Below are 18,613 nucleotides of genomic sequence, written 5' to 3'. Positions count from 1 at the left end.
ACCGGCAAGAGCCTGTTTGCGCGCAGCCGCAATCGTTTTCAGGGCGGCGCGAGGGCGCGATTGGCCTGCGGGGCAACGGGGCGGGAAGATAGGCCCGTCAGCCCAATTCGGCCTTCAGGAAATCGATCATGGCGCGCGTCTTGCGCGGCAGATATGCGCGGCTGGGATAGAGAATGAACGCGCCGGTGTCGAACTGCGTTGCCGTGCAGTCCCAATCTGGCAGGGCGTCGACCAACGTGCCTGCACGCAAATCGCGATCAATCAGCCAGTCGGCCAGAAGAACCGGCCCCATGCCCGCGCGCGCCGCATCGCGCAGCGCCAGCGCATTCGAGATAAGCGTTCTGCCGCCCACCTCGACCTCGAGCACGTCGTCCTGCGCGCTTTGCCGGAAGAGCCATCTGCTTCGGAAATCGGGCAGGGCGAACCGCAGGCAGTTGCGCCCTGTCAGCGCGCGGGGATGGTCGATCGCCCCCGCTGTGGCCAGATAGCCGGGCGACGCCACAACGTGGTAGCGCGTGCGCATCAGCCGCGTCGACATCAGATCGCCCTTGGGCGCGGCCGCAAGACGCACCGCCAGATCAAGCCCCTGATCCAACAGGCCCAGATTTGCGTCCGCCGGTATGAGTTCCACCGTCACATCCGGATAGGCGGCATGAAACGCGGGCAGAAGCGGCACGATCCGTTCAATGGCAAAGGCCACGGATGCGGTCATGCGCAGGTGTCCTTGCGGTGCCACGGCCATGCGCTGCGCCTCTTCCTGTGCGGCATCGAGATCGTCGAGCAGCGGCGCCACGCGGGCCAGATACCGCGCGCCCGCTTCGGTGATGCGCAAGCTGCGGGTCGTGCGTTCAAAGATCCGCAGGCCAACTGCCGCTTCTACCGCGCTCACGGTGCGCGACACGTTTGACGGATCGAGGTTCAGCGCCTGTGCCGCGGACACGATGCTGCCCGCCCGCTGCACTGCCAGAACCGTTTTGAGAGAGACGAGATTCATCGGGCATCCATTCATGCAGATTACGCACGACTGTAAGGAGAAACTCACCATATCGCAAATAATGTGCAGGAAATAGATCTGTCGCATCACGGCAGACATCACGTTCCGCGGGGCCATCATGATTAGGAAAGAATTGAAACCCATGTCACATCTTCAAAACAAGACAGTCGTCATCACGGGGGCCAGCCGGGGGATCGGGGCTGCGGCGGCGCGGCATCTTGCCGGGCTTGGTGCCAAGGTCGTTCTGGCCGCACGGTCCGCCGATCGGATCAATGCCATTGCCGAAGACATCACGGCGACCGGTGGCCATGCCGCGGCGCTTGCCTGTGATGTTAGCGATCCGGACGCGGTTGCGCGGCTGGTGGAGTTTGCCGGGGATACCTTTGGCAGCCTTGATGTTCTTGTGAACAACGCGGGGCTGATTGACCCGATCAGCCGTATTGCCGACAGTGACCCAGAAGCGTGGGGCCGGGTCGTCGATGTCAACATCAAGGGTGTCTACCATGGTCTGCGCTATGCGATCCCGGTGATGCAGGCGCAGAGCGCGGGCACGATCATCAATATCTCGTCGGGGGCGGCAAATTCCTTTCTCGAAGGGTGGAGCCATTACTGCGCCACCAAGGCCGCGGTCCTGCGTCTGACGGGTGTGGCCCACAAGGAGTACAGCGCCGAGGGCATCACCGTGGTGGGGTTGAGCCCCGGCACGGTGGCCACGGACATGCAGGTGTCGATCAGGCAAAGCGGTCTGAACCCTGTCAGCCGGCTTGATCCGTCGGTGCACATCCCTGCCGAATGGGTTGCGCGGGCCATTGCGTATCTGTGTGGGCCGGATGGCGCGGCCCATGCGGGGACCGATTTCTCGCTCAAGACGGACGCGGGGCGCCGGGCGGTGGGGTTGCCTTTGTGATCCGGCATCGGAGCGCCGGATGCGTGTTTGTCGGCGTCACCCTGATGGAGGATGCTGATGCGCTTTGTTGGCTTGCGTCTGTGTCGGGACCGTCGCCCGTGGCAGGTGGTCTTTGCCCCATGCGCCAACCGATAGGTGTTCAGCCGCCTGTTTTGGGCTTCGCGGACAGGCGCGTCGACAAAAGATCGCCCGACCGCGCCGCAATCGGCTGGCCGATCGTGGCAAAAGCGGCGTTGATCGTCTTGAGCGTGCGCAGGGTGTCCTGATGGATGTGGCTGGTGTCAAAGCTGGCGGGGATGTTGCGGCGGAGCCGGTCCAGATGACGTTCCTGCAGTTTTTGCTCTGCCTTGCGCACCTTGTCCTTGGCGCGCAGCAGTTGGCGTGCGGCATCCGGCGCGCCGGTCATCAGCACGCTCAGCGCGAGCTGCGTATTGCTCAGGATGCGGTCGTGGAAATCGCTGAGGTCGGACCAGCCATCGTCGGAGAATTCCAGCCCGTCAGCGTCGAGCTGTTCGGCCTGCGCCACGAGGTTGTGTGAAATGGCGTTGGCCGCCGTTTCCAGATTGAACGCGATCGAGGCAAGTTCGCTTGCTTTCTCCTGTTCGGTCTCGGAGAGGTTTTTGTGGTCGAGTGCTGCCAGAAAGCCCTTGATGTCTGCGTGCAGCCTGCTGACGTCCTCTGATTTTTCGTTGATCGCCTTGGCCGTTGGGGCATCCCATGACTGGAACAGGGCCATCGACGACCGCAGCATGGTTTCGGTCGCTTCGCCCATTTTGAGAACCTCGCGCGCGGCACAGGGCAACGCGCGCGACGGCCGGTCGAGCGTCGAGGGATCAAGCGCGGAGCTTTGCGCGAGCGGGTTGGCGGTGTTTTCGCCGTCGGGCATCAGCCGCGGCATGGCAGAGGCGATCCAGCCGAGAAACGGCAGACAGACCAGCCCCAGCCCGATGTTGAAAACCAGATGCAGGTTGATGATTTGCCGCGCCGGATCAACGCCCAGCCAGCCCAGATTGCCGGCACTTTTGGCGAGGATCACAAGCACCAGCGCAGCACCCCCGCCGCGCAACACCAGATTGGCCATGACCATGCGGCGCGCCGTCATAGGTGCGCCCAGCGTCAGCATGAAGGCCAGTATCGCGCCGCCCGCGTTTGCCCCCAGCACCATCGCAGCAGCACCGCTGGGGGGCAGGAGCCCCTGTGCCGTGAGAGTGACAAAGAACAGGACGGCCGCCACCGAGGAATGCACGCCCCAGGCAAACAGCCCGCCGATCAGGAAGGACGTGACCAGATCCCCCGCCAGATAGCCCATGACACTGGCCGTGGCGGGGCTGGCGATCAGGGGGCCGGTCGCGGCGCGGATCATGTCGAGCGAGACGAAGATCAGTGCGACCCCGATGAGCATCCGCCCCAATTGCCGGATTTCGTTGCGGGCGCTGCGCAGGAACAGAACCACCCCACCCAGCAGAAGCAGGGGGATCAGGAACTCCTGCCGGACCAGCAGAATTTGCGACACGAGGGCCGACCCGATGTCGGCGCCCAGCAGGATCGCCACGCCCGCCAGCACCCCCACACCGCCCCTTGTTGCGAAGTTCGACACCAGAACGGCCACCGCCGTTGCGCTTTGCAGACACAACGCGGCGAGCGCACCGCTGCCCAGAGCCTGTACGCGGTTCGCGTTGGACCGCCGCAGGAAGGCCCGCAGTTGCACGGAAAACGCCCGCTCCACGCCGGTGCGCAGCAACCGAACCGCCCAGATCAGAAGCGCAGCCGCGCCCGCGATGTGCAGGGCAAACAGGATGAGGCTTGTGTCATCCATGGCTCATGCATCCGCGCCGGGCGTAAAACGGGCCGGGAATGTCCCCGACGGGGGGGCGATGGCGCAGGGTGCTGCCGCGCAGATTTTGCATGTCCAACTTCTTTGTGCCCGTGACAAGGGGTGGGGGGTGCATCGTCGCGATGGCCAGCGTGCTGTCAAGGGCTGCCCGTGTTGTTGCCGGATCGCGCAACGTGGGGTCAGGGCGGGTGGCCATTGGGCCGCTTTTTCGCCGCGGCCGTTCGAGCCGTTGAATGCGGCGCCTAATCCAGCAGGTCCGTGCCGTAGGAATTATCGACGGTGCAGAGCCATCCGCGCGTCGGGTCCATGGCAAATACATATGTCGCGCGGCGCACGACCGGTTCCGGTGCCTGCCCGATATGCAGGAGCGTTTCCATGACGACAAGTGCGGTGCCGGCGCCTTCGATCACATGAGCGTGGCCTTGCGTCACGGTGAGGGTCTTGCCGAAATGTCTGGAAATTGCCTCGAAAGCGGTACGGATTTGCGGTTTGCCCTTGGCGATCTGGCCCGGCTGCACAACCAGAACCGCGTCATCTGCATAGAATTCCATCAACGTGTCGAAGTCCTCGGCGCTGATCGCTTTGTCGGCCTGTTTGATCAAGGTCAGAACGGCGTGCTGGGGCATGTTGTGCTCCTTTGTGAAGAGAGGAGGTAAAAATCGGTTTGCCGGTTTTTGGGGGCATTGGGGGCGATGCGCCGCCGGCGCCTAAACCACGACGACATTACCACGCTTGCGACCGGTTTCGACATAGGCATGCGCTTCGACCAGATCGGTGAGCGGGTAGGTGCGATCCATCACGGGTGCGAATTTCTGCGCTGCCATGAGTGCCAGAATTTCCGACATTTGCGCGCGGTGGGTTTCGGATTTCAGCATGCCGGCGGCGGCGAACATCGCCCGTTTTTGCCCCGTGGCGCGGGTCAGGATCATGTCGCGCAGGAGCGTCGCATCAAGCACCGGACACAGATACCGGCCCGTCGGGGCAAGCGCGGGTTTGGCCGCGCGGTAGGACGCGACCCCGAGCGTGTCGAAAACCACGTCGAAACCGGCGCCTTTTGCCAGAGGGTTTTCGGCGGTGTAGTCCACGACGCGGTCCGTTCCCAGCGCGCGCAGCAGTGCCGCGTTGCGTGCGCTCGCGCTGGCCGTGACCCGCGCGCCGAGCGCCTTGGCGAACTGGATCGCGGCGGTTCCGAGGCTCCCGGAACCACCCAGAATAAGGACGGCGCTGCCTGACCGTACTTGGGCCATGCGGGTCAGGAAATGCCACGACGTCATCGCACCATCAAAGAGCGTTGCGGCCTCCTCATAGCTTACTGCTTCCGGCTTGGTCAGCAGGCTGGCCTGCGCGTCGAGGCTGATGTGCGTCGCGTTGGCCCCGAAGTGCAGACCGGCTTCGCCAAAGACGGCGTCACCGATGCGAAACCGGGTGACACGGTCGCCGACGGCAACCACATCGCCCGAAAAACAGGTGCCGGCCAAACCGGCGCGGGGGCGTCGCACACCAAGAAACAGGCGGGCAAAATTCGGCTGCCCCGCCCGCATCATCGTGTCGGCCCGCGACACCGCCGAGGCGCGGATACGGATCAGAACCTGCGTGGCGGTGGGTGCGGGCACGGGCCGCGAGACGGGAACGAGGACGTCTGGCCCGCCGTAGCGGCTGACGGCCCAGGCATTGCGTGTGAGGTCCATGATGGTCTCCTTCTTGGGTCGAAGGATGGGATACCGGATTTATTTTGATCCGATAATTGTCTATAATGATCCAAGTTGGTCAAAAAGTGTTACACTGCCGTGGATTGGAAATCGCTCCCTGCCTTTCTGGCTGTTGCCCGCTCTGGATCGCTTCGGGCGGGGGCCGCGCAGGTGGACGGCACCCACGCCACGGTGCGCCGCCAGATCGAGGGTCTGGAGGCGCAGCTGGGCACGACGCTGTTTCGACGGGCCGCGGGTGGGCTGACGCTGACCGCTGCCGGGCGGCGTTTGTTGCCGCAGGCGATTGAAGCGGAGGCGGCGTTGCTCAAGGGGTTCAGTGCCGTCAAAGGGCTGGATCGGGAGGCATCGGGGCGCATTCGGCTGTCAGCCGATCCGATGACCGCGCATTATCTGCTGGCGCCGGTTCTGGCGGAATTCGCGGCGCTGTACCCCGAGATCGAGATCGAGCTGAAGCTTTCCTATACGGTGGATTCGATCGAAAAGGACGAGACGGATATTTCTGTCCGTCACGTGATCGAGGTCGATGAAGATGCCGTCGGGCGGAAGCTTTTTCCGCTGTCGCTCGGTGTGTTTGCGTCGCGCAGCTATGTCGATACGCAGTTGCCGAAGGCCGGACCGAAGGGCAAGGGGCTGACGTGGATCGGGTACGGAGAAGTGCCCGAACTGCGCGCGATGATCGAGGCCAGTGCGTTTCCGGCAGCCCGTGTCCGGCACACGGTCGGCGACCCGCAGATGCACGTGCATCTGGCGCGCGCGGGTGCGGGAATGACGTTTCTGGCGCATTGGGTTCCCAGCGTGTTTCCGGAATTGCAGCGCGTCCCCGGAACGGGGCTGGACCAGCGTCGATCCACGTGGATCCTGCTGCATGGCGGTTTGCGGCGCGTTCGGCGGGCACGGCTTTTGGTGGATTACCTGAGTGCCGCGCTGATGGAGCGCCGGGCGGAATTTATCGGCCAGTAAACTGCGTGTGGACCAAACCCGGAGGCAGGCGACCGGCAGGGTGTGTGGCGGGCTTCGTCTGTCCGTGTCCCTATGCGGAGGCCCGATTTTTGGTATACTGATCCTGCGTCTGGATCATTGGGCGCGTTGGGGAGGGACCTTATGGCGCAGACATTGAAACATCCGTTCGGAGAGCAGGCGGCGGGCTTTGGCCTCGACACGCTGGAGGTGCGCACGCTGTCGGAAGCGCTCGACCGGGCGGCGGGGACGTTCGGGACCAAACCCGCGCTGACCACGATTTTGCCCAATGGTGCACAGACGACCATCACCTATGCCGAGCTCAAGGCGCATGCGGAGGCCTTTGCGGTGTATCTGCGCGAAAAGCTGGGTCTGGCCGCCGGAGAAACCGTGGCGATCATGTCGCCGAACTGCATCGGCTTTTGTGTGGCCTCGCTCGGGATTGCGAAGGCGGGATGCGTCGGCACCAATGTGAACCCGCTCTACACGCCGGCCGAGCTTGAGCATCAGCTGACCCACAGCAAGGCGAAAGCCATTGTGATCATTGATGTTTTCGGAGACAAGCTGGACGAGGTGATTGCGCAAACGCAGGTGCGCCATGTCGTTACCCTGTCTGTTGCGGATTTCTTTCCGACGCTGAAAAAGACCCTTTTGAAGTTTGTCCTGAAACGGGTGCGCAAGGTGATCCCGGCAATGACCACGGCTGCCACGCCGATGGCTGAGGCCTTGGCGGCAGGCCGGGCGCAGATGGCGTCGAGCGACATTGCGGCCTACACGCGCGATACCACCGGCGATACTCCGGCCCTGCTGCAATACACCAGCGGGACGACTGGACGCAGCAAGGGGGCCGTTTTGTCCCATCAGGCGATTTTGGCAAACGCCGAGCAGGGCCGCCTGATGACGGTCGGAACCCTGCGGGACGGCGAGGAGGTCGCGCTGGTGGCGCTGCCGCTGTACCATATCACCGCGTTCAGCCTGATCTTCGTTTCGGGGATGTCGGTGGGCGCGCACGGCATTCTCGTGCCCAGCCCGCGGCCACCGTCGAACCTCAAGGCGGCGTTCGAAGCCTACAGGATCACGTGGTTTACCGGCATCAACACGCTGTTTGCCGCATTGATGGCCGAGCCGTGGTTCGACCGCGCGCTTTTCGCCGACATCCGGTTTTGCGGGTCGGGCGGCGCGGCCCAACAGACCGGTGTGGCGCAGAAATGGCAGGAGATGACCGGGGTCGAGATTTTGCAGGGATACGGCATGACCGAAGTGTCCGGCATCCTGACCTTCAATCCCCCCGGCGCAAACCGGTTGGGCAAGGTGGGTGTGCCGGCACCGGGGTCCGACATCCGGATTGTCGATGACGCAGGCAAGGATGTGGCGGCGGGAGAGCCCGGCGAAGTGATCGGGCGCAGCCCCGGCATGATGGACAGCTATCTCGACAATCCCGAGGCGACGGCAGAGGTGATGCAGGACGGGTGGTACCATTCGGGCGACATCGGGGTGATGGACGCGGACGGGTATCTGGAGATCGTGGACCGCAAGAAGGACATGATCCTTGTGTCGGGCTTCAACGTGTCGCCGAACGAGATCGAGGATGCGATTTCAACCGTGGCAGGCGTGGTGCAGGTCGGCGTGATCGGGATCGAGGATGCCAAGACAGCCGAGGCGCCAGCGGCTTTCGTGGTGCGCGCCGATGAAAGCGTGACCGAGGAGCAGATTCTCGAGGCGTGCCGGGCGCGGCTGACAAACTACAAGGTGCCAAAGGTGATCCGGTTCGTGGACGAAGTGCCAGTCACCCTGTCGGGTAAGGTGCTGCGGCGTCAATTGCGCGATGAATACGTGGCCTGAACCGGCTGCCGGCAGAGCGCCTTTTCGGCGGTGTCCTAGGGATTTGCGGCGCATCCCAAGCCGCGTGGCGTGGGGGTGTTTGGGCAGGCGTTATGCCTGCGACAGCCCTGCTTTGGTCAGGTGCTCCGCCATCAGGGTGACAAATATACGGGACGCGGCGGGCTGGTAGGGGGTCGGCGACCAGACGGCGTGGATCGGGAAGGGGTCGAACCGGGCATCGGGCAACAGAGCGACCAGATCGCCCTGCGCGAGATCGTCGCGAAACGCCCACACCGGCCCAAGATGCGCACCGCGGCCCGCGAGGACCGCATCACGCACTGCGGTCATCGAATTCACGGCGTAGCGGCAGGGCATCCGCAGGTCCTGGCGCACGCCGCCCTGTTCGAAGCTCGTGCGCATTTCGGTCATTCCGGTGCGGTAGGAAACGATGCTGATGTCGCCAAGGTCCGCCGGCGTGCGCACCGCAGCGGCGATGGCGGGGGCGGCGACAAGAACGCGCTGCGAGATGCCGATCCGCCGTGCCATCAGGGCGCTGTCGGACAGGTTGCCGATGCGGATGGCGACGTCGATGCCTTCGGCGAGCAGATCCGCGAACCCCGACCCCAACCGCAGATCGACACTCAGCTCCGCATAGGTTTCGGACATTTTCGTCAGCACCGGCGCCACGAACCGCGCGCCGAAATCCGTGGGCGCCGCCACGCGCAGCCGGCCCTTGGGCACGTCCTGCCCGCCTGTCACCTCGGCCAGAAGCGCGGCGCGGGCGTCGGTCAGGCGCCGTATCCCTTCGCCGTAACGGGTGCCCGTTTCGGTCGGCGCGCAGGCCCGTGTGGTGCGGTTGAGCAGTTTGACACCCACCCGTGCCTCCAGCGCCGCGATGCGGCGGCTGACGCGGCTGGGGTCAAGCCCCGCAGCTTTGGCGGCGGCGCGAAAGCTGCCCCCGTCCAAAACGGCCAGAAAGAGTTCGTCGTCATCCATTGATGCGTTTTACGCAATTGTGATTGGTTAAATCGCCCTATACCGCATCATGGGCGCATGATCCATATGTTTGTCACGGAAAGGCAAAGCGGCGTTTCCGACGACAGCTAACAAATGGAGATGGCCATGTTCAGATTTTTCAAAGTGACCGATCGCGCAACCCGCCGGACTGCCAAGACGGACGAGGTTATCGCGGGGATGGCCGCGCAAGAGCGGCTGAGCCACCTCGTTCTGCTGACGTTCTGAGCGCGCTTTGCACGGACCCCCATTCACCCGTTGACCTGCCCCGAGAGGCACAGACAAGGAGTTACCGACATGACAAGTATTTCACACAATTCTGCATCCGCCCCGAAAATGTCGCGCCGCGACATGTTGCGCACGGGAACGATCGGCGCGGCAACGGTTGCCGCATCGACGGTTGCGACGGCGCGGGCGGGCATGGCCCAATCCGGCGCTGCCGCCAAGGAGCTGGAGGGCAAGACCGCGTTCATCACTGGCGGTGCGCGTGGCATCGGGCTCGCCTCGGCCGAGGAAATGGCCCGTGCCGGTGCCAACATCGTGTTGTTCGACATTGCCACCCGCGAGGTGCCGCATGTGCAGTATCCGTTGTCCAGCCCCGACGATCTGGCGCAAGCCACGGCGCGGATCGAGGCCCACGGCGTGCGCTGTCTCGCTGTGCAGGGCGATGTGCGCGATCTGCAGGCGCAGGAGGATGCCATGGCCGAGGCGGTCGCAACCTTCGGCGGTCTGGATATCGTTCTGGCCAATGCGGGGGTCAGCCAAGCGGGCCGCATCGAGGAATTCAGCGCCAATGAGATGTCGACCCAGTACGAGATCAACGTGGCCGGCATGGTCAAGACCACGCAGGCGGCGGTGCCGCATCTGCGCGCAAACGGGGGCGGGCGGATCATCTACATGTCGTCGGGGCTCGGGCGGGTCGGCAATGACCTGTTCCCGGTCTATACCTCGACCAAATGGGCGGTGATCGGTTTTGCGAAAAGTGCGGCATTGTCCTACGGGCGCGACAACATCATGTGCAACGTGGTGGCACCCGGGCTGGTGCGCACGCCGCTGGCGGACAACCCGGTGATCCTGGGCAAGATGCTGCCGGATCATCCCGCCCCGACGTTCGATGCGGTGTCTGCCCTTCTGGAGCCGGGCAACCCGATCCCCGTGGGCCACCACAAGGTCGAGGATATCGCGAAAGCGGTGATGTTCTTTGCCGGTGATGCCACGCGCAACATGACGGCCGAAGTGCTAGACGTGAGCTACGGCTCTGCGGCGCGCAACATCGGCTGAAGACAGATCAGGGTGCCCTGCCGGTGCGGCGGGGCACGATTGCCAAATGAAAGGACCAGACATGTGGAATGAAGCAATCAAAGCAGGCGGTGTTGCCGTCATTACCGGGGGTGCAAGCGGCGTGGGGTTTGCCATGGCGCAGGAATGTGCCGCCCGCGGTCTGAAGTTGGTGCTGGCCGATGTTTCGGAAAGTGCATTGGCGGACGCCGCGCAAGAGCTTTCGCTGAAGGGGGCCGATATCCGGTGCGTCACGACGGATGTGAGCGATGCCGAGGCGGTGCGCGCCCTTGCCGATACCGCCTTTGATATCGGGCCTGTGGCGGTGCTGATGAACAACGCAGGCATCGCCCCGCCCACGAAGGCGTGGGAAAATGCCGACAACTGGCGCCGTCTTATGGAGGTGAACCTTTTTGGCCCGCTCAACGGGGTGCAGGCGTTTGTGCCGCGGATGATCGACGCGGGCTGGCCCGCCGTCGTGATCAACACCGGATCGAAGCAGGGCATCACGACCCCGCCGGGCAACGCGGGCTACAACGTGTCGAAGGCCAGTGTGAAGGCGATGACCGAAATGCTCGCCCATGAACTGCGCGAGGCGAAGGCGCCGGTATCGGCGCATCTGTTCGTGCCGGGATTTACCTATACCGGTATGATTGCGTCGTTCCTGCCCGAAAAACCCGCAGCGGCGTGGACATCCGGGGAAACGGTATCGCATCTGGTGGCGCGCCTGGAGCAGGATGATTTCTATATCCTGTGCCCCGACAACGAGGTGACGCCGGAGATTGACGCAAGGCGCGTCGCATGGGCCGCACAGGACATCGTGCAGAACCGCCCCGCCTTGTCACGCTGGCACCCCGATCATGCCGAAAGCTTTGCGGCATTTGAAAAGTCGGGCCGTGCGGGCGAGGGCACCTGAGACCTATGCAGGGGGCGGGCCGCTGACCGGGGGCTTGCCCGTCTCAACCGAGTGTGAACACCGCGGTAGCGGAATCGAGGCCTTTGATGCTGACCTCTGAGCGGCTTTGCAGTCGGCCAGCGTGGTCCGCGTTTGTAAACGTGGCCTCATCCGCCAAGATGCGCGCGCCGAGCGTTTTGGCCTGCGCTTCGAGCCGCGCGGCGAGGTTCACGGCGTCGCCGTAGACGGTGAAGGACTGCCGCGCATCGTTGCCGATGATCCCTGTCACCAGATCGCCGCTGGCCAGACCGATGCGAATGTCAAAGCCATGCGTTTTGGCGATATCGAGCAGGTCAATCGCGGCGCTGACGGCGTGATGCTCGGGCCTGTCGAGGGCCAGCGGGGCATTGAAGGTCACGAGAAACCCGTCCCCGATGTAGGAAATGACGATGCCGCCGGTGTTCGATACGCTTTGTGCGGCATCCGCGAGGAAGTGGTCGAGCGTTTCAATCACCACTTCGGGCGGGTGCAGGGCCGAATAGGCGGTGAAACCGGCGATGTCCATCACGAGGACCGTGCCGTGGCCGCGCTGGGGTTTGAGCGGTTTGTCATCTGCGATCAGTTTGCGGGCAATCGCTTCGGGCACGTATTTGCCCAGAAGGCCCGACACCCGTTCGCGCAGCGCCCGTTCCTGTCGCCACTCGAGGTCTGCTGCGACCTGCGCGAAGAACACCGCCCGCGCCCGGTAGACTGCAATGGCCAGCGCGAGGGCGGCAAAGAGGATCATGGCGGTTTCCTCGATCCGGTTGCCGCGCCCGATGAAATCGATAGAGAGGAACGTGTTCACGTAGTCGTCGCGCTGTGCATGGGACGGGATGTCGGCCCACGACAGGGTGCTGTCCATGCGCGCCACGACCCATGTGAAAGCAGCCCACCAGCCCAGAATGATCGCGCCCCCGGTCCACAGCACCAGCCGCCACGACAGGCTGAGGCAGGACATCGCCAGCAGGGGAAAGAGAAAATAGATACCGTAGGCGCGGAAGGCGATGATTTGCGGGATGTCGGCGGCGCGGCTGATCGGGACGAGCGCGAAAGCGGCGCAGATGGCAAAGCTGTCGAGGGCATAGACCGCGTATTTGATCCACCGTTGGTCATAGCGTGTTCCGATGATCGCCAGATGCACCACCCCGACCATTGTAAAGGCAAGCAGAACCGCGATTGTCGCGGTCCGCGGCGAGACTTCGGGAAAGAGAAACGCGGCCAGAACGTACCAGGCAAAGGCCGCACCGGTGATGGCGGAGCGGCACGCAAGCGCGAGACGCAGGCCGGTCTGTTCGGCCCGCGTCAGTCGGTCTTGTGATCGGGTTTCAAAGGCGTCGGGTGCAGCGTTTGTCATGTCGTTTCCTCGAAAGCTATCACCGAAGCCGGCGCAATGGCCACATGTGATCAGTTGCCGGCGGCCGCCCTTTCCATCGCTTGTGCGGCCAGCGCGCGGTCCCCGATTTCGGCGGTCATGTCAAAGACCATGCGGGTGACGCGCCATTCACCGTCCAGCTGTGCCACATCCCAGTGATAGGTGCCGATGGGCCGCCAGATGTCATCGCCGATCCAGTGGCGGCCGTCGACGCTTGCGGTTGCTGTGGCCAGATCTCCGTCGATTGTCACGCTGACGGGGCCGAGTTCATGCCATGTCGCGTCAAAACCGGGCACGATGCCGCGCCATCCGGTCATCAGTTCGGCGGGTGTCATCGTGGTGGGCTCGCCGCCCCAGAGGCTGGTGTAGTCGATGATGATTTCCGGAGCGAAGGCCGCTTCGGCCAGATCGTAGGCGGCACGGTCCACCGCGAGCGGAATGGAGGATACGAGGGTTGTGATCTGTGCCGTGTCCGGCGCGCCTGCGGGGGGCAACGGCTGTGTCGCGAAGGCGGGAAGGGTGGTAGCGATCAAGGCGGTGGTGGCGAGAAAACGTGTCATGGTAAGATCCTTTTGTGCGTGATTGGGGGAGAATGCGCAGGGGCGCGGGTGCCCCTGCGGTCTGGCTCAGCTGTCTGTGCCGGTGGGGGCGGCGAAATGGGCGGCCACGGTATCGGCGGCGCGGGCGACGTCCTCGGGGGTGTCGTAGAAGTCGAACTGCGTCACCTCTTCGAGCATCCGCAGCGTGGCGTCACCGGCATAGCCCTGCAGAAAGCTGCGCACGCCTTGCGGGATGGCCGCTGCGTCGGAGTGCACGATGGCCAGTGGCTGTGTCAGCTGCGGACCGTGGTCTGCGGGATGATAGGTTAGCCACTCTTCCCAACCTGCATTGTTCCACTGGTTGTCGTAGGCCGGGATCGCGCCGCGGTCTTCTTCGAAGTAGTAGCCACCGATGGGCATCAGCACGCCTTGCGCGCCTTCGGGACCGGCAGCGGGGATGATCTGGCCGCCCGCGGCCTGCGCGTCGCGCGAAATCTCGATCAGGCTTTGCACACCGTCGGGCCCGCCATAGACGGCGTTGACGAGTTCTTCGTTCTGCAGCCACGGTGCGACGAGGCCGATCCGCCTGACCTGCGCGTTGCCCGAAACCGCATCGACCATGTACCCCGCAGACGCGCAGATCCCCAGACCGTTGATTTGGGTGGCGTCCACTTCGGGCAGGGTGCCCACGAAGTCAAAGGCGGCGCGGATGTCCGACGTCTTGGCCCGGGGGCTTTCGACAAAGCGCACGTTCTGCGGCAGGTCACCGGATTTGCCCCATCCGCGGAAATCGAACGTAAAGGCCGCAAAGCCGCGTTCGACCATTTCGTGCGCATAGACACGCGGCATCTGCTCTTCGACGGAGGTCCATGCGCCGGTCACGACGACCGTGGGCAAGGCGGAGCCGTCGTGACCTTCGGGGAGATACAGGGTGCCCGAAAGAGTGGCGCCTTCGTTTTCGAAAGTGACGGTGCGGGTTTCGATCTGTGCAAAGCCCGCGGTCGAGGCCATCAAGAAGGCGGCGGTGGTGAGGGCGAAGTTTTTCATGTCAGTCTCTCCTGTGTCAGGTGGGGGGCGTTTGGCCCGATGACAAAAGAGATACGGCGCTGGCGGCGGGATTTATTGTACCGGACTGCGCAGTTTTTGCACGATACCGCTCGGGATCAGGTTTGCCGGTGCTGGCGCGGGGTCTGGCCGGTGACCTGTTTGAAGCTGCGCGAAAAATGCGCCTGATCGGCGAACCCGCAGTCCAGCGCGATGCCACCGAGGGCGCGTGCGGGATCCTTCATCATCTCGATCGCCTGTTCGATCCGGTAGGCCAGCACATACTGCATCGGCGTCTCGCCCAGCGTTTCCTTGAACACCCGTCCGAAATGCGATGGCGACATGCCCGCTTGCGTGGCGAGATCATCGACCGTGATGGTGCGGTCGAGGTTGGCCCGGATGTAGGCCAGAACACGCCCGTAGTGATCCGAGGTAAAGCGGGCGGAAAGCGCCAGATCTTCGGGGCGCCGCTGGCCGTAGCGTTGCAAGAGCTTGACCAGCAGAACGCGGCTCATGGCCTCGAACATGACACCGGAGGTCAGATCGTCATTCTCGAGCGCGTCGCGCAGCATGACCCCCGCGGCACAGAGATCCGCATCGCTGAATTGCGGCAGATCGGCAAATTGCTGTGCGTCGAGGATGAGGCCCAGTTCGGTCTGGGCAAACTTTTTCACCCTTTCGGGATCGAGTGTCACCACGATGACATCGGATTTTGCGAACCAGCGCCAGCCGGATTTCATACCGGCGGGGGTGACGACGATTTCGTTCTTGTGAAAGGTAAAATCCCGCAGCTGTCCGTCGCGCCGGTTCTGTACGCGGTGTGGCGTGTCGCACAGGTTGAGCAGGACGTGATGTTCGCCGAATACTTCCTCGGGCATGATATCGGGTTCGGCCTGAAAGTAGCGCACCGACATGAGCGCCGCGGCCGAGATATGTTCCATCGCGTCGCTGTTGAGGAGCGGCGAGGAGGGGTAAATCTCGGCGTATCGGCGTGGCATGAACGGTCTCGCTATGGCTGTGGGTGCGCTGTTCAAGGATTTAGGGGGCTGCGAGCGGTTTTCGATGGTACCGGCGCAATTGCGAGGGGCGATGGGGCCAGAGCCCTGCCGGGGCGGCATCTGTGCCGTTTTTGGCGCGTATTTGCCTCAATAGTGACACCCTTGCGCGGTTTGGTGTGGCCAAACAACGGGGTTACGATGCGGCTGTTTCTGGTTCTTTTGTCTTTGGTTTTCGCCGGTGCCGGTGCCGTTCAGGCACAGGAACGGCCGCCTTTCAATGCGTGGCCTGCGCTGGCTCGGTTGGACGCCACGGATCTGTCGCGCGCCGAGTTCGACAGGGTGCTGGCGCAGGCGCAGGTGCGCACCGCGCGGCGCGACCGACACCGCGATGACCGCCGTATCGCGGCGCTTGAGACCGTCGAGGCGCAGGTGTTGACCCCGCAGGCGGGGGAGGATTTCGAACCGCAAAGGCGCGCGACCGCCGACCGGCACCGGCAGGGGTGCATTGCCGGGCAGGCCCGCGATTGCCTCGTGCTGGGCGAGATGTACCGCCGTGGCGACGGGGTCTGGATTGACGCGGACGTCGGGGCGGTGACGCTCGAGCTTGCCTGCATCCGCGGCCTTATGGCGGGGTGTCATGGATTGATCGAGGAGGTCGATCTGGGCATTTATCGTCCTGAGCGTGAGCCGCTCATCGGCGCGTTCGAGGTGGCCTGCGACAAAGCCGATGCACGGGCCTGTGCGTATCTGGCGGGTCGGCTGGAATCCGAAGCCGCGCCTGTTGCGCGGGATTTGGAGCGGGCGGAGGCGTTCAGGGCGCGGGCGCGTGATCTGGCCCGCAAAGGCTGCGCGGCGGGTGACGGGGCGGCCTGTTTCACGCGTTACCGCATTGCCCAAGGCGATGGGATCCGGCGCGCGTTTCCCCGCTATGATGCCTTTGATTTGCCGGAGCCCGACGCGGCGGAGCAGGATGGCGTTTTGCAGGCCGGTTGCGATCTGGGCCACGGTCAAAGTTGTGCATGGCTGGGTGAGCGCAAGCGCACGCAGAAAGACGCGGCGCAGGCCCTTTTCGAGGCTGGATGCGATTTGGGCGATGCGACGGCCTGTCGAAGGGCCGGTCGCCCCGGCGATGCGCCGCAGGCGGCGGATGCCTGCACGTTTGAATACGACAGCGCAAAGTGTCAGGCGGCCATGCCACGCCCCCACGCCCGTCTGGCGACCAGTTGGGAAGAGGCGCAGGCCATGTCGGCCGCCAACCGGTCGGGGCGTCGCGTCTTCGAGGCGGTGATGACGCCCGAGCTCTTTTTGTTCCAGCCCCGGTATCATGGGCAAATTCGCCGTCTTGCCCGCGCGTGCAAAGATACGGATTACGCGGCCTGCGCCGCGCTCGCCGATACCTACATCACTCTGGCAGGGCGCGGATTTGACTGGGGCCACCACGACGGCATGGCCGACACCGAAACGTCGGGAGCGATTTTGCAAAGTCTGTGTGAGGCCGGTGACGCGCGCGGGTGCACCCTGTTCGGGCACAGCCAGTCGGGGCGCGGAGACCTGGAGCGCCCGGACCTGTTCCTGCCTGCGTGGCAACGCGGGTGTGATCTTGGGGCGTCCGAAAGCTGCACCGCGCTGGCGGGCGCGTTTTTGACCGGAAACTACGTGGGCGTGGATGAGGCGAAGGCGACCGCGCTTGCCGGGCGGGCTTGCGATCTGGGTGATGTGTTGGGGTGTCAGCGGCTTGTCGGCTACAACACGCGCGATCCTTCGATATACGGATTGGCGAACCTGCGGGCCTGTCTGGAGGGCGTGGGCAACGGGTGCATCATACTGGCGCGGGAATACGACCGGGGGCGGGAGGGCTTTCGCCGCGACAGGCGTTTTGCCGACCGGCTGCGCCGTGTGGCCTGTGCGGTTGACCCGGAGAACGGCTGTCGCTGATCGCGGCGCAGTCGGAGCGGGCAGAGGCTTTATTCCAACAGCAATTCGTTGCGAAGCCAGCCGAGGTAGGCGTCGATCGCTGCGGTGTCGCGCTTGCAATAGGACCATTTCTGGTGCTTGCGCACGGTAATGAAACCCGCCTGCCTGAGGATTTCCAGGTGTCTGCTGGCCGTGGGCTGTGCCACGCCGAGCGCGTCGGCGATCATCGTCATGCATACGCCGAATTCGACCGCATCGGCGGACCACTGATGGCCGAAATGCTTTTGCGGCTCGGCCAGCAGGCTGAGCACGCGCAGGCGCACCGCGCTCGACATCGCTTTGATTTGTGTTGATCTGTCCATGGCTTTAATCATATCGTCAATTAGCTAAATGACAATGTGATTCCCGAAATGCTTGCACTCCCACATACGTTTGATTTCGAAGGCAACGCGGTCCGGTGGGGTCGGCTGGGCAGGGGCCCGCCGCTGGTGTGCGTTCACGGAACGCCCTTCTCATCGCAGGTCTGGCGACGGATCGTGCCGCATCTGACCGACAGGCGGACCGTGTATTTCTATGATTTGTTGGGCTACGGGCAGTCCGAAATGAAGGCGGGGCAGGATGTATCCCTCGGCGTGCAGAACAGGGTTTTGGCCGCATTGTTCGGGGAATGGGGGCTCGACCGGCCTGACGTCGTTGCGCATGATTTTGGCGGGGCGACGGTGCTGCGCGGTCATTTTCTGGATGGGTTGCAGTATGCGTCGTTGACGATCTTCGATGCGGTCGCGCTGGCGCCCTGGGGCTCGCCTTTCGTGCAGCATGTCCGCCAGCATGAAGCGGCGTTTGCGGGCATGCCCGCCTATATGCACCGCGCATTGCTGGAGGCCTATCTGCAGACGGCGGCGTATGGAACGCTGCCAGCGCAAACGCTCGAGATCTATTGCGCGCCGTGGACCGGTGAGATCGGTCAGCCCGCGTTTTACCGCCAGATTGCCCAGATGGATCAGGCCTATACCGACGAGATTGCGCCCCTGTTGGGCCCGATGGGATGCCCCGTGCGGGTGTTGTGGGGACAGCAGGATACGTGGATTCCTGCGGCGCAGGGGGAAGCGTTGGCGTCCCTGATTTCGGGTGCGGATTGCAGCCACGTTCCGGGCGCGGGGCATTTGGTGCAGGAAGACAGGCCAGAGGCGATTGTGGCAGCCGTTCTTGACCAGATCGCGACCGGCGACGCGGCCTGATCCCGCGCGCCCGCGTGCAGGACCGCCCGTTGACCCGCTTTATGTAGATAGTGCTTG

Annotated in this window: 18 protein-coding genes; 7 read left to right on the top strand and 11 right to left on the bottom strand. The window is 64.0% G+C overall.

Annotation, left to right across the window (positions count from 1 at the left end):
- Positions 1–97: 97 nt before the first annotated feature.
- Positions 98–994 carry a LysR family transcriptional regulator gene (locus K3756_RS13905; RefSeq protein ID WP_259988373.1) on the bottom strand — a complete coding sequence of 299 codons (897 nt, stop codon included), beginning with the start codon at positions 992–994 and terminating at the stop codon, positions 98–100.
- A 142-nt stretch (positions 995–1,136) separates the two neighbouring features.
- Between K3756_RS13905 and K3756_RS13900 the strand changes: the two genes are divergently transcribed.
- Positions 1,137–1,901 carry an SDR family oxidoreductase gene (locus K3756_RS13900; RefSeq protein WP_259988371.1) on the top strand — a complete coding sequence of 255 codons (765 nt, stop codon included), beginning with the start codon at positions 1,137–1,139 and terminating at the stop codon, positions 1,899–1,901.
- Positions 1,902–2,040: 139 nt separating this feature from the next.
- On the opposite strand, the gene K3756_RS13895 is transcribed toward K3756_RS13900, so the two are convergent.
- The 4 genes from K3756_RS13895 to K3756_RS13880 form a co-directional block, all read right to left on the bottom strand.
- Complete coding sequence (locus K3756_RS13895) at positions 2,041–3,717, bottom strand: Na/Pi cotransporter family protein (protein ID WP_259988370.1); 1,677 nt, start codon at positions 3,715–3,717, stop codon at positions 2,041–2,043.
- A complete protein-coding gene (locus K3756_RS13890) occupies positions 3,710–3,931 on the bottom strand; it encodes a hypothetical protein (protein WP_259988368.1) in 222 nt (73 codons plus the stop codon). Before K3756_RS13890 ends, K3756_RS13895 begins: the two co-directional genes overlap by 8 nt.
- A gap of 46 nt (positions 3,932–3,977) precedes the next feature.
- Positions 3,978–4,361, bottom strand: a complete 384-nt coding sequence (locus K3756_RS13885; RefSeq protein ID WP_259988366.1) for a nuclear transport factor 2 family protein — start codon at positions 4,359–4,361, stop codon at positions 3,978–3,980.
- 81 nt (positions 4,362–4,442) lie between these two features.
- Positions 4,443–5,423 (bottom strand): NAD(P)-dependent alcohol dehydrogenase, encoded by a 981-nt coding sequence (locus tag K3756_RS13880; RefSeq protein ID WP_259988364.1) that lies wholly within the window; start codon positions 5,421–5,423, stop codon positions 4,443–4,445.
- A gap of 99 nt (positions 5,424–5,522) precedes the next feature.
- Here K3756_RS13880 and K3756_RS13875 point away from each other — a divergent pair, with 99 nt between their 5' ends.
- Complete coding sequence (locus tag K3756_RS13875) at positions 5,523–6,404, top strand: LysR family transcriptional regulator (protein WP_259988362.1); 882 nt, start codon at positions 5,523–5,525, stop codon at positions 6,402–6,404.
- 141 nt (positions 6,405–6,545) lie between these two features.
- Positions 6,546–8,243: an AMP-binding protein gene (locus K3756_RS13870; protein WP_259988360.1), complete on the top strand. Its 1,698-nt coding sequence runs from the start codon at positions 6,546–6,548 to the stop codon at positions 8,241–8,243.
- 90 nt (positions 8,244–8,333) lie between these two features.
- Here the strand turns inward: K3756_RS13870 and K3756_RS13865 are convergent, their stop codons facing one another.
- The gene (locus K3756_RS13865) at positions 8,334–9,218 is read right to left on the bottom strand and encodes a LysR family transcriptional regulator (protein ID WP_259988358.1); all 885 of its coding nucleotides are present in this window, start codon (positions 9,216–9,218) and stop codon (positions 8,334–8,336) included.
- Between the two features lie 315 nt (positions 9,219–9,533).
- On the opposite strand from K3756_RS13865, the gene K3756_RS13860 reads away from it, so the two are divergent.
- Both K3756_RS13860 and K3756_RS13855 read left to right on the top strand, forming a co-directional pair.
- Complete coding sequence (locus K3756_RS13860) at positions 9,534–10,517, top strand: SDR family NAD(P)-dependent oxidoreductase (RefSeq protein ID WP_259988356.1); 984 nt, start codon at positions 9,534–9,536, stop codon at positions 10,515–10,517.
- A gap of 61 nt (positions 10,518–10,578) precedes the next feature.
- Positions 10,579–11,430, top strand: a complete 852-nt coding sequence (locus K3756_RS13855) for an SDR family NAD(P)-dependent oxidoreductase (RefSeq protein WP_259988354.1) — start codon at positions 10,579–10,581, stop codon at positions 11,428–11,430.
- Positions 11,431–11,473: 43 nt separating this feature from the next.
- Here K3756_RS13855 and K3756_RS13850 read toward each other — a convergent pair whose 3' ends face one another.
- The 4 genes from K3756_RS13850 to K3756_RS13835 form a co-directional block, all read right to left on the bottom strand.
- On the bottom strand, positions 11,474–12,805 hold the full coding sequence (locus tag K3756_RS13850; RefSeq protein ID WP_259988353.1) for an adenylate/guanylate cyclase domain-containing protein: 1,332 nt from the start codon (positions 12,803–12,805) through the stop codon (positions 11,474–11,476).
- A 50-nt stretch (positions 12,806–12,855) separates the two neighbouring features.
- A complete protein-coding gene (locus K3756_RS13845; protein WP_259988352.1) occupies positions 12,856–13,383 on the bottom strand; it encodes a nuclear transport factor 2 family protein in 528 nt (175 codons plus the stop codon).
- Between the two features lie 66 nt (positions 13,384–13,449).
- A complete protein-coding gene (locus K3756_RS13840; protein ID WP_259988350.1) occupies positions 13,450–14,409 on the bottom strand; it encodes an alpha/beta hydrolase in 960 nt (319 codons plus the stop codon).
- A 116-nt stretch (positions 14,410–14,525) separates the two neighbouring features.
- Entirely contained in the window at positions 14,526–15,404 is an 879-nt protein-coding gene (locus K3756_RS13835; RefSeq protein WP_259988348.1) for an AraC family transcriptional regulator, read from the bottom strand.
- A 198-nt stretch (positions 15,405–15,602) separates the two neighbouring features.
- Between K3756_RS13835 and K3756_RS13830 the strand changes: the two genes are divergently transcribed.
- Entirely contained in the window at positions 15,603–17,339 is a 1,737-nt protein-coding gene (locus tag K3756_RS13830; RefSeq protein WP_259988346.1) for a hypothetical protein, read from the top strand.
- Between the two features lie 29 nt (positions 17,340–17,368).
- On the opposite strand, the gene K3756_RS13825 is transcribed toward K3756_RS13830, so the two are convergent.
- Positions 17,369–17,680: a helix-turn-helix transcriptional regulator gene (locus K3756_RS13825; protein ID WP_259988344.1), complete on the bottom strand. Its 312-nt coding sequence runs from the start codon at positions 17,678–17,680 to the stop codon at positions 17,369–17,371.
- Between the two features lie 48 nt (positions 17,681–17,728).
- Here K3756_RS13825 and K3756_RS13820 point away from each other — a divergent pair, with 48 nt between their 5' ends.
- The gene (locus K3756_RS13820) at positions 17,729–18,556 is read left to right on the top strand and encodes an alpha/beta fold hydrolase (RefSeq protein WP_259988342.1); all 828 of its coding nucleotides are present in this window, start codon (positions 17,729–17,731) and stop codon (positions 18,554–18,556) included.
- The last annotated feature ends 57 nt before the right edge of the window (positions 18,557–18,613 follow it).

The organism is Sulfitobacter sp. S190 (assembly GCF_025141935.1).
In the GTDB taxonomy this organism is placed as follows: Bacteria; Pseudomonadota; Alphaproteobacteria; order Rhodobacterales; family Rhodobacteraceae; genus Sulfitobacter.
The sequence above is the reverse complement of the archived record's forward strand: the minus strand, read 5'-3'. Positions and strand labels throughout refer to the sequence as shown.

What these genes read in the sequence shown, in the direction of transcription:
- K3756_RS13905 (WP_259988373.1), bottom strand. Translation starts at nt 994, where the DNA reads ATGAATCTCGTCTCTCTCAAAACGGTTCTGGCAGTGCAGCGGGCGGGC.
- K3756_RS13900 (WP_259988371.1), top strand. Translation starts at nt 1,137, where the DNA reads ATGTCACATCTTCAAAACAAGACAGTCGTCATCACGGGGGCCAGCCGG.
- K3756_RS13895 (WP_259988370.1), bottom strand. Translation starts at nt 3,717, where the DNA reads ATGGATGACACAAGCCTCATCCTGTTTGCCCTGCACATCGCGGGCGCG.
- K3756_RS13890 (WP_259988368.1), bottom strand. Translation starts at nt 3,931, where the DNA reads ATGGCCACCCGCCCTGACCCCACGTTGCGCGATCCGGCAACAACACGG.
- K3756_RS13885 (WP_259988366.1), bottom strand. Translation starts at nt 4,361, where the DNA reads ATGCCCCAGCACGCCGTTCTGACCTTGATCAAACAGGCCGACAAAGCG.
- K3756_RS13880 (WP_259988364.1), bottom strand. Translation starts at nt 5,423, where the DNA reads ATGGACCTCACACGCAATGCCTGGGCCGTCAGCCGCTACGGCGGGCCA.
- K3756_RS13870 (WP_259988360.1), top strand. Translation starts at nt 6,546, where the DNA reads ATGGCGCAGACATTGAAACATCCGTTCGGAGAGCAGGCGGCGGGCTTT.
- K3756_RS13865 (WP_259988358.1), bottom strand. Translation starts at nt 9,218, where the DNA reads ATGGATGACGACGAACTCTTTCTGGCCGTTTTGGACGGGGGCAGCTTT.
- K3756_RS13860 (WP_259988356.1), top strand. Translation starts at nt 9,534, where the DNA reads ATGACAAGTATTTCACACAATTCTGCATCCGCCCCGAAAATGTCGCGC.
- K3756_RS13855 (WP_259988354.1), top strand. Translation starts at nt 10,579, where the DNA reads ATGTGGAATGAAGCAATCAAAGCAGGCGGTGTTGCCGTCATTACCGGG.
- K3756_RS13850 (WP_259988353.1), bottom strand. Translation starts at nt 12,805, where the DNA reads ATGACAAACGCTGCACCCGACGCCTTTGAAACCCGATCACAAGACCGA.
- K3756_RS13845 (WP_259988352.1), bottom strand. Translation starts at nt 13,383, where the DNA reads ATGACACGTTTTCTCGCCACCACCGCCTTGATCGCTACCACCCTTCCC.
- K3756_RS13840 (WP_259988350.1), bottom strand. Translation starts at nt 14,409, where the DNA reads ATGAAAAACTTCGCCCTCACCACCGCCGCCTTCTTGATGGCCTCGACC.
- K3756_RS13835 (WP_259988348.1), bottom strand. Translation starts at nt 15,404, where the DNA reads ATGCCACGCCGATACGCCGAGATTTACCCCTCCTCGCCGCTCCTCAAC.
- K3756_RS13830 (WP_259988346.1), top strand. Translation starts at nt 15,603, where the DNA reads ATGCGGCTGTTTCTGGTTCTTTTGTCTTTGGTTTTCGCCGGTGCCGGT.
- K3756_RS13825 (WP_259988344.1), bottom strand. Translation starts at nt 17,680, where the DNA reads ATGGACAGATCAACACAAATCAAAGCGATGTCGAGCGCGGTGCGCCTG.
- K3756_RS13820 (WP_259988342.1), top strand. Translation starts at nt 17,729, where the DNA reads ATGCTTGCACTCCCACATACGTTTGATTTCGAAGGCAACGCGGTCCGG.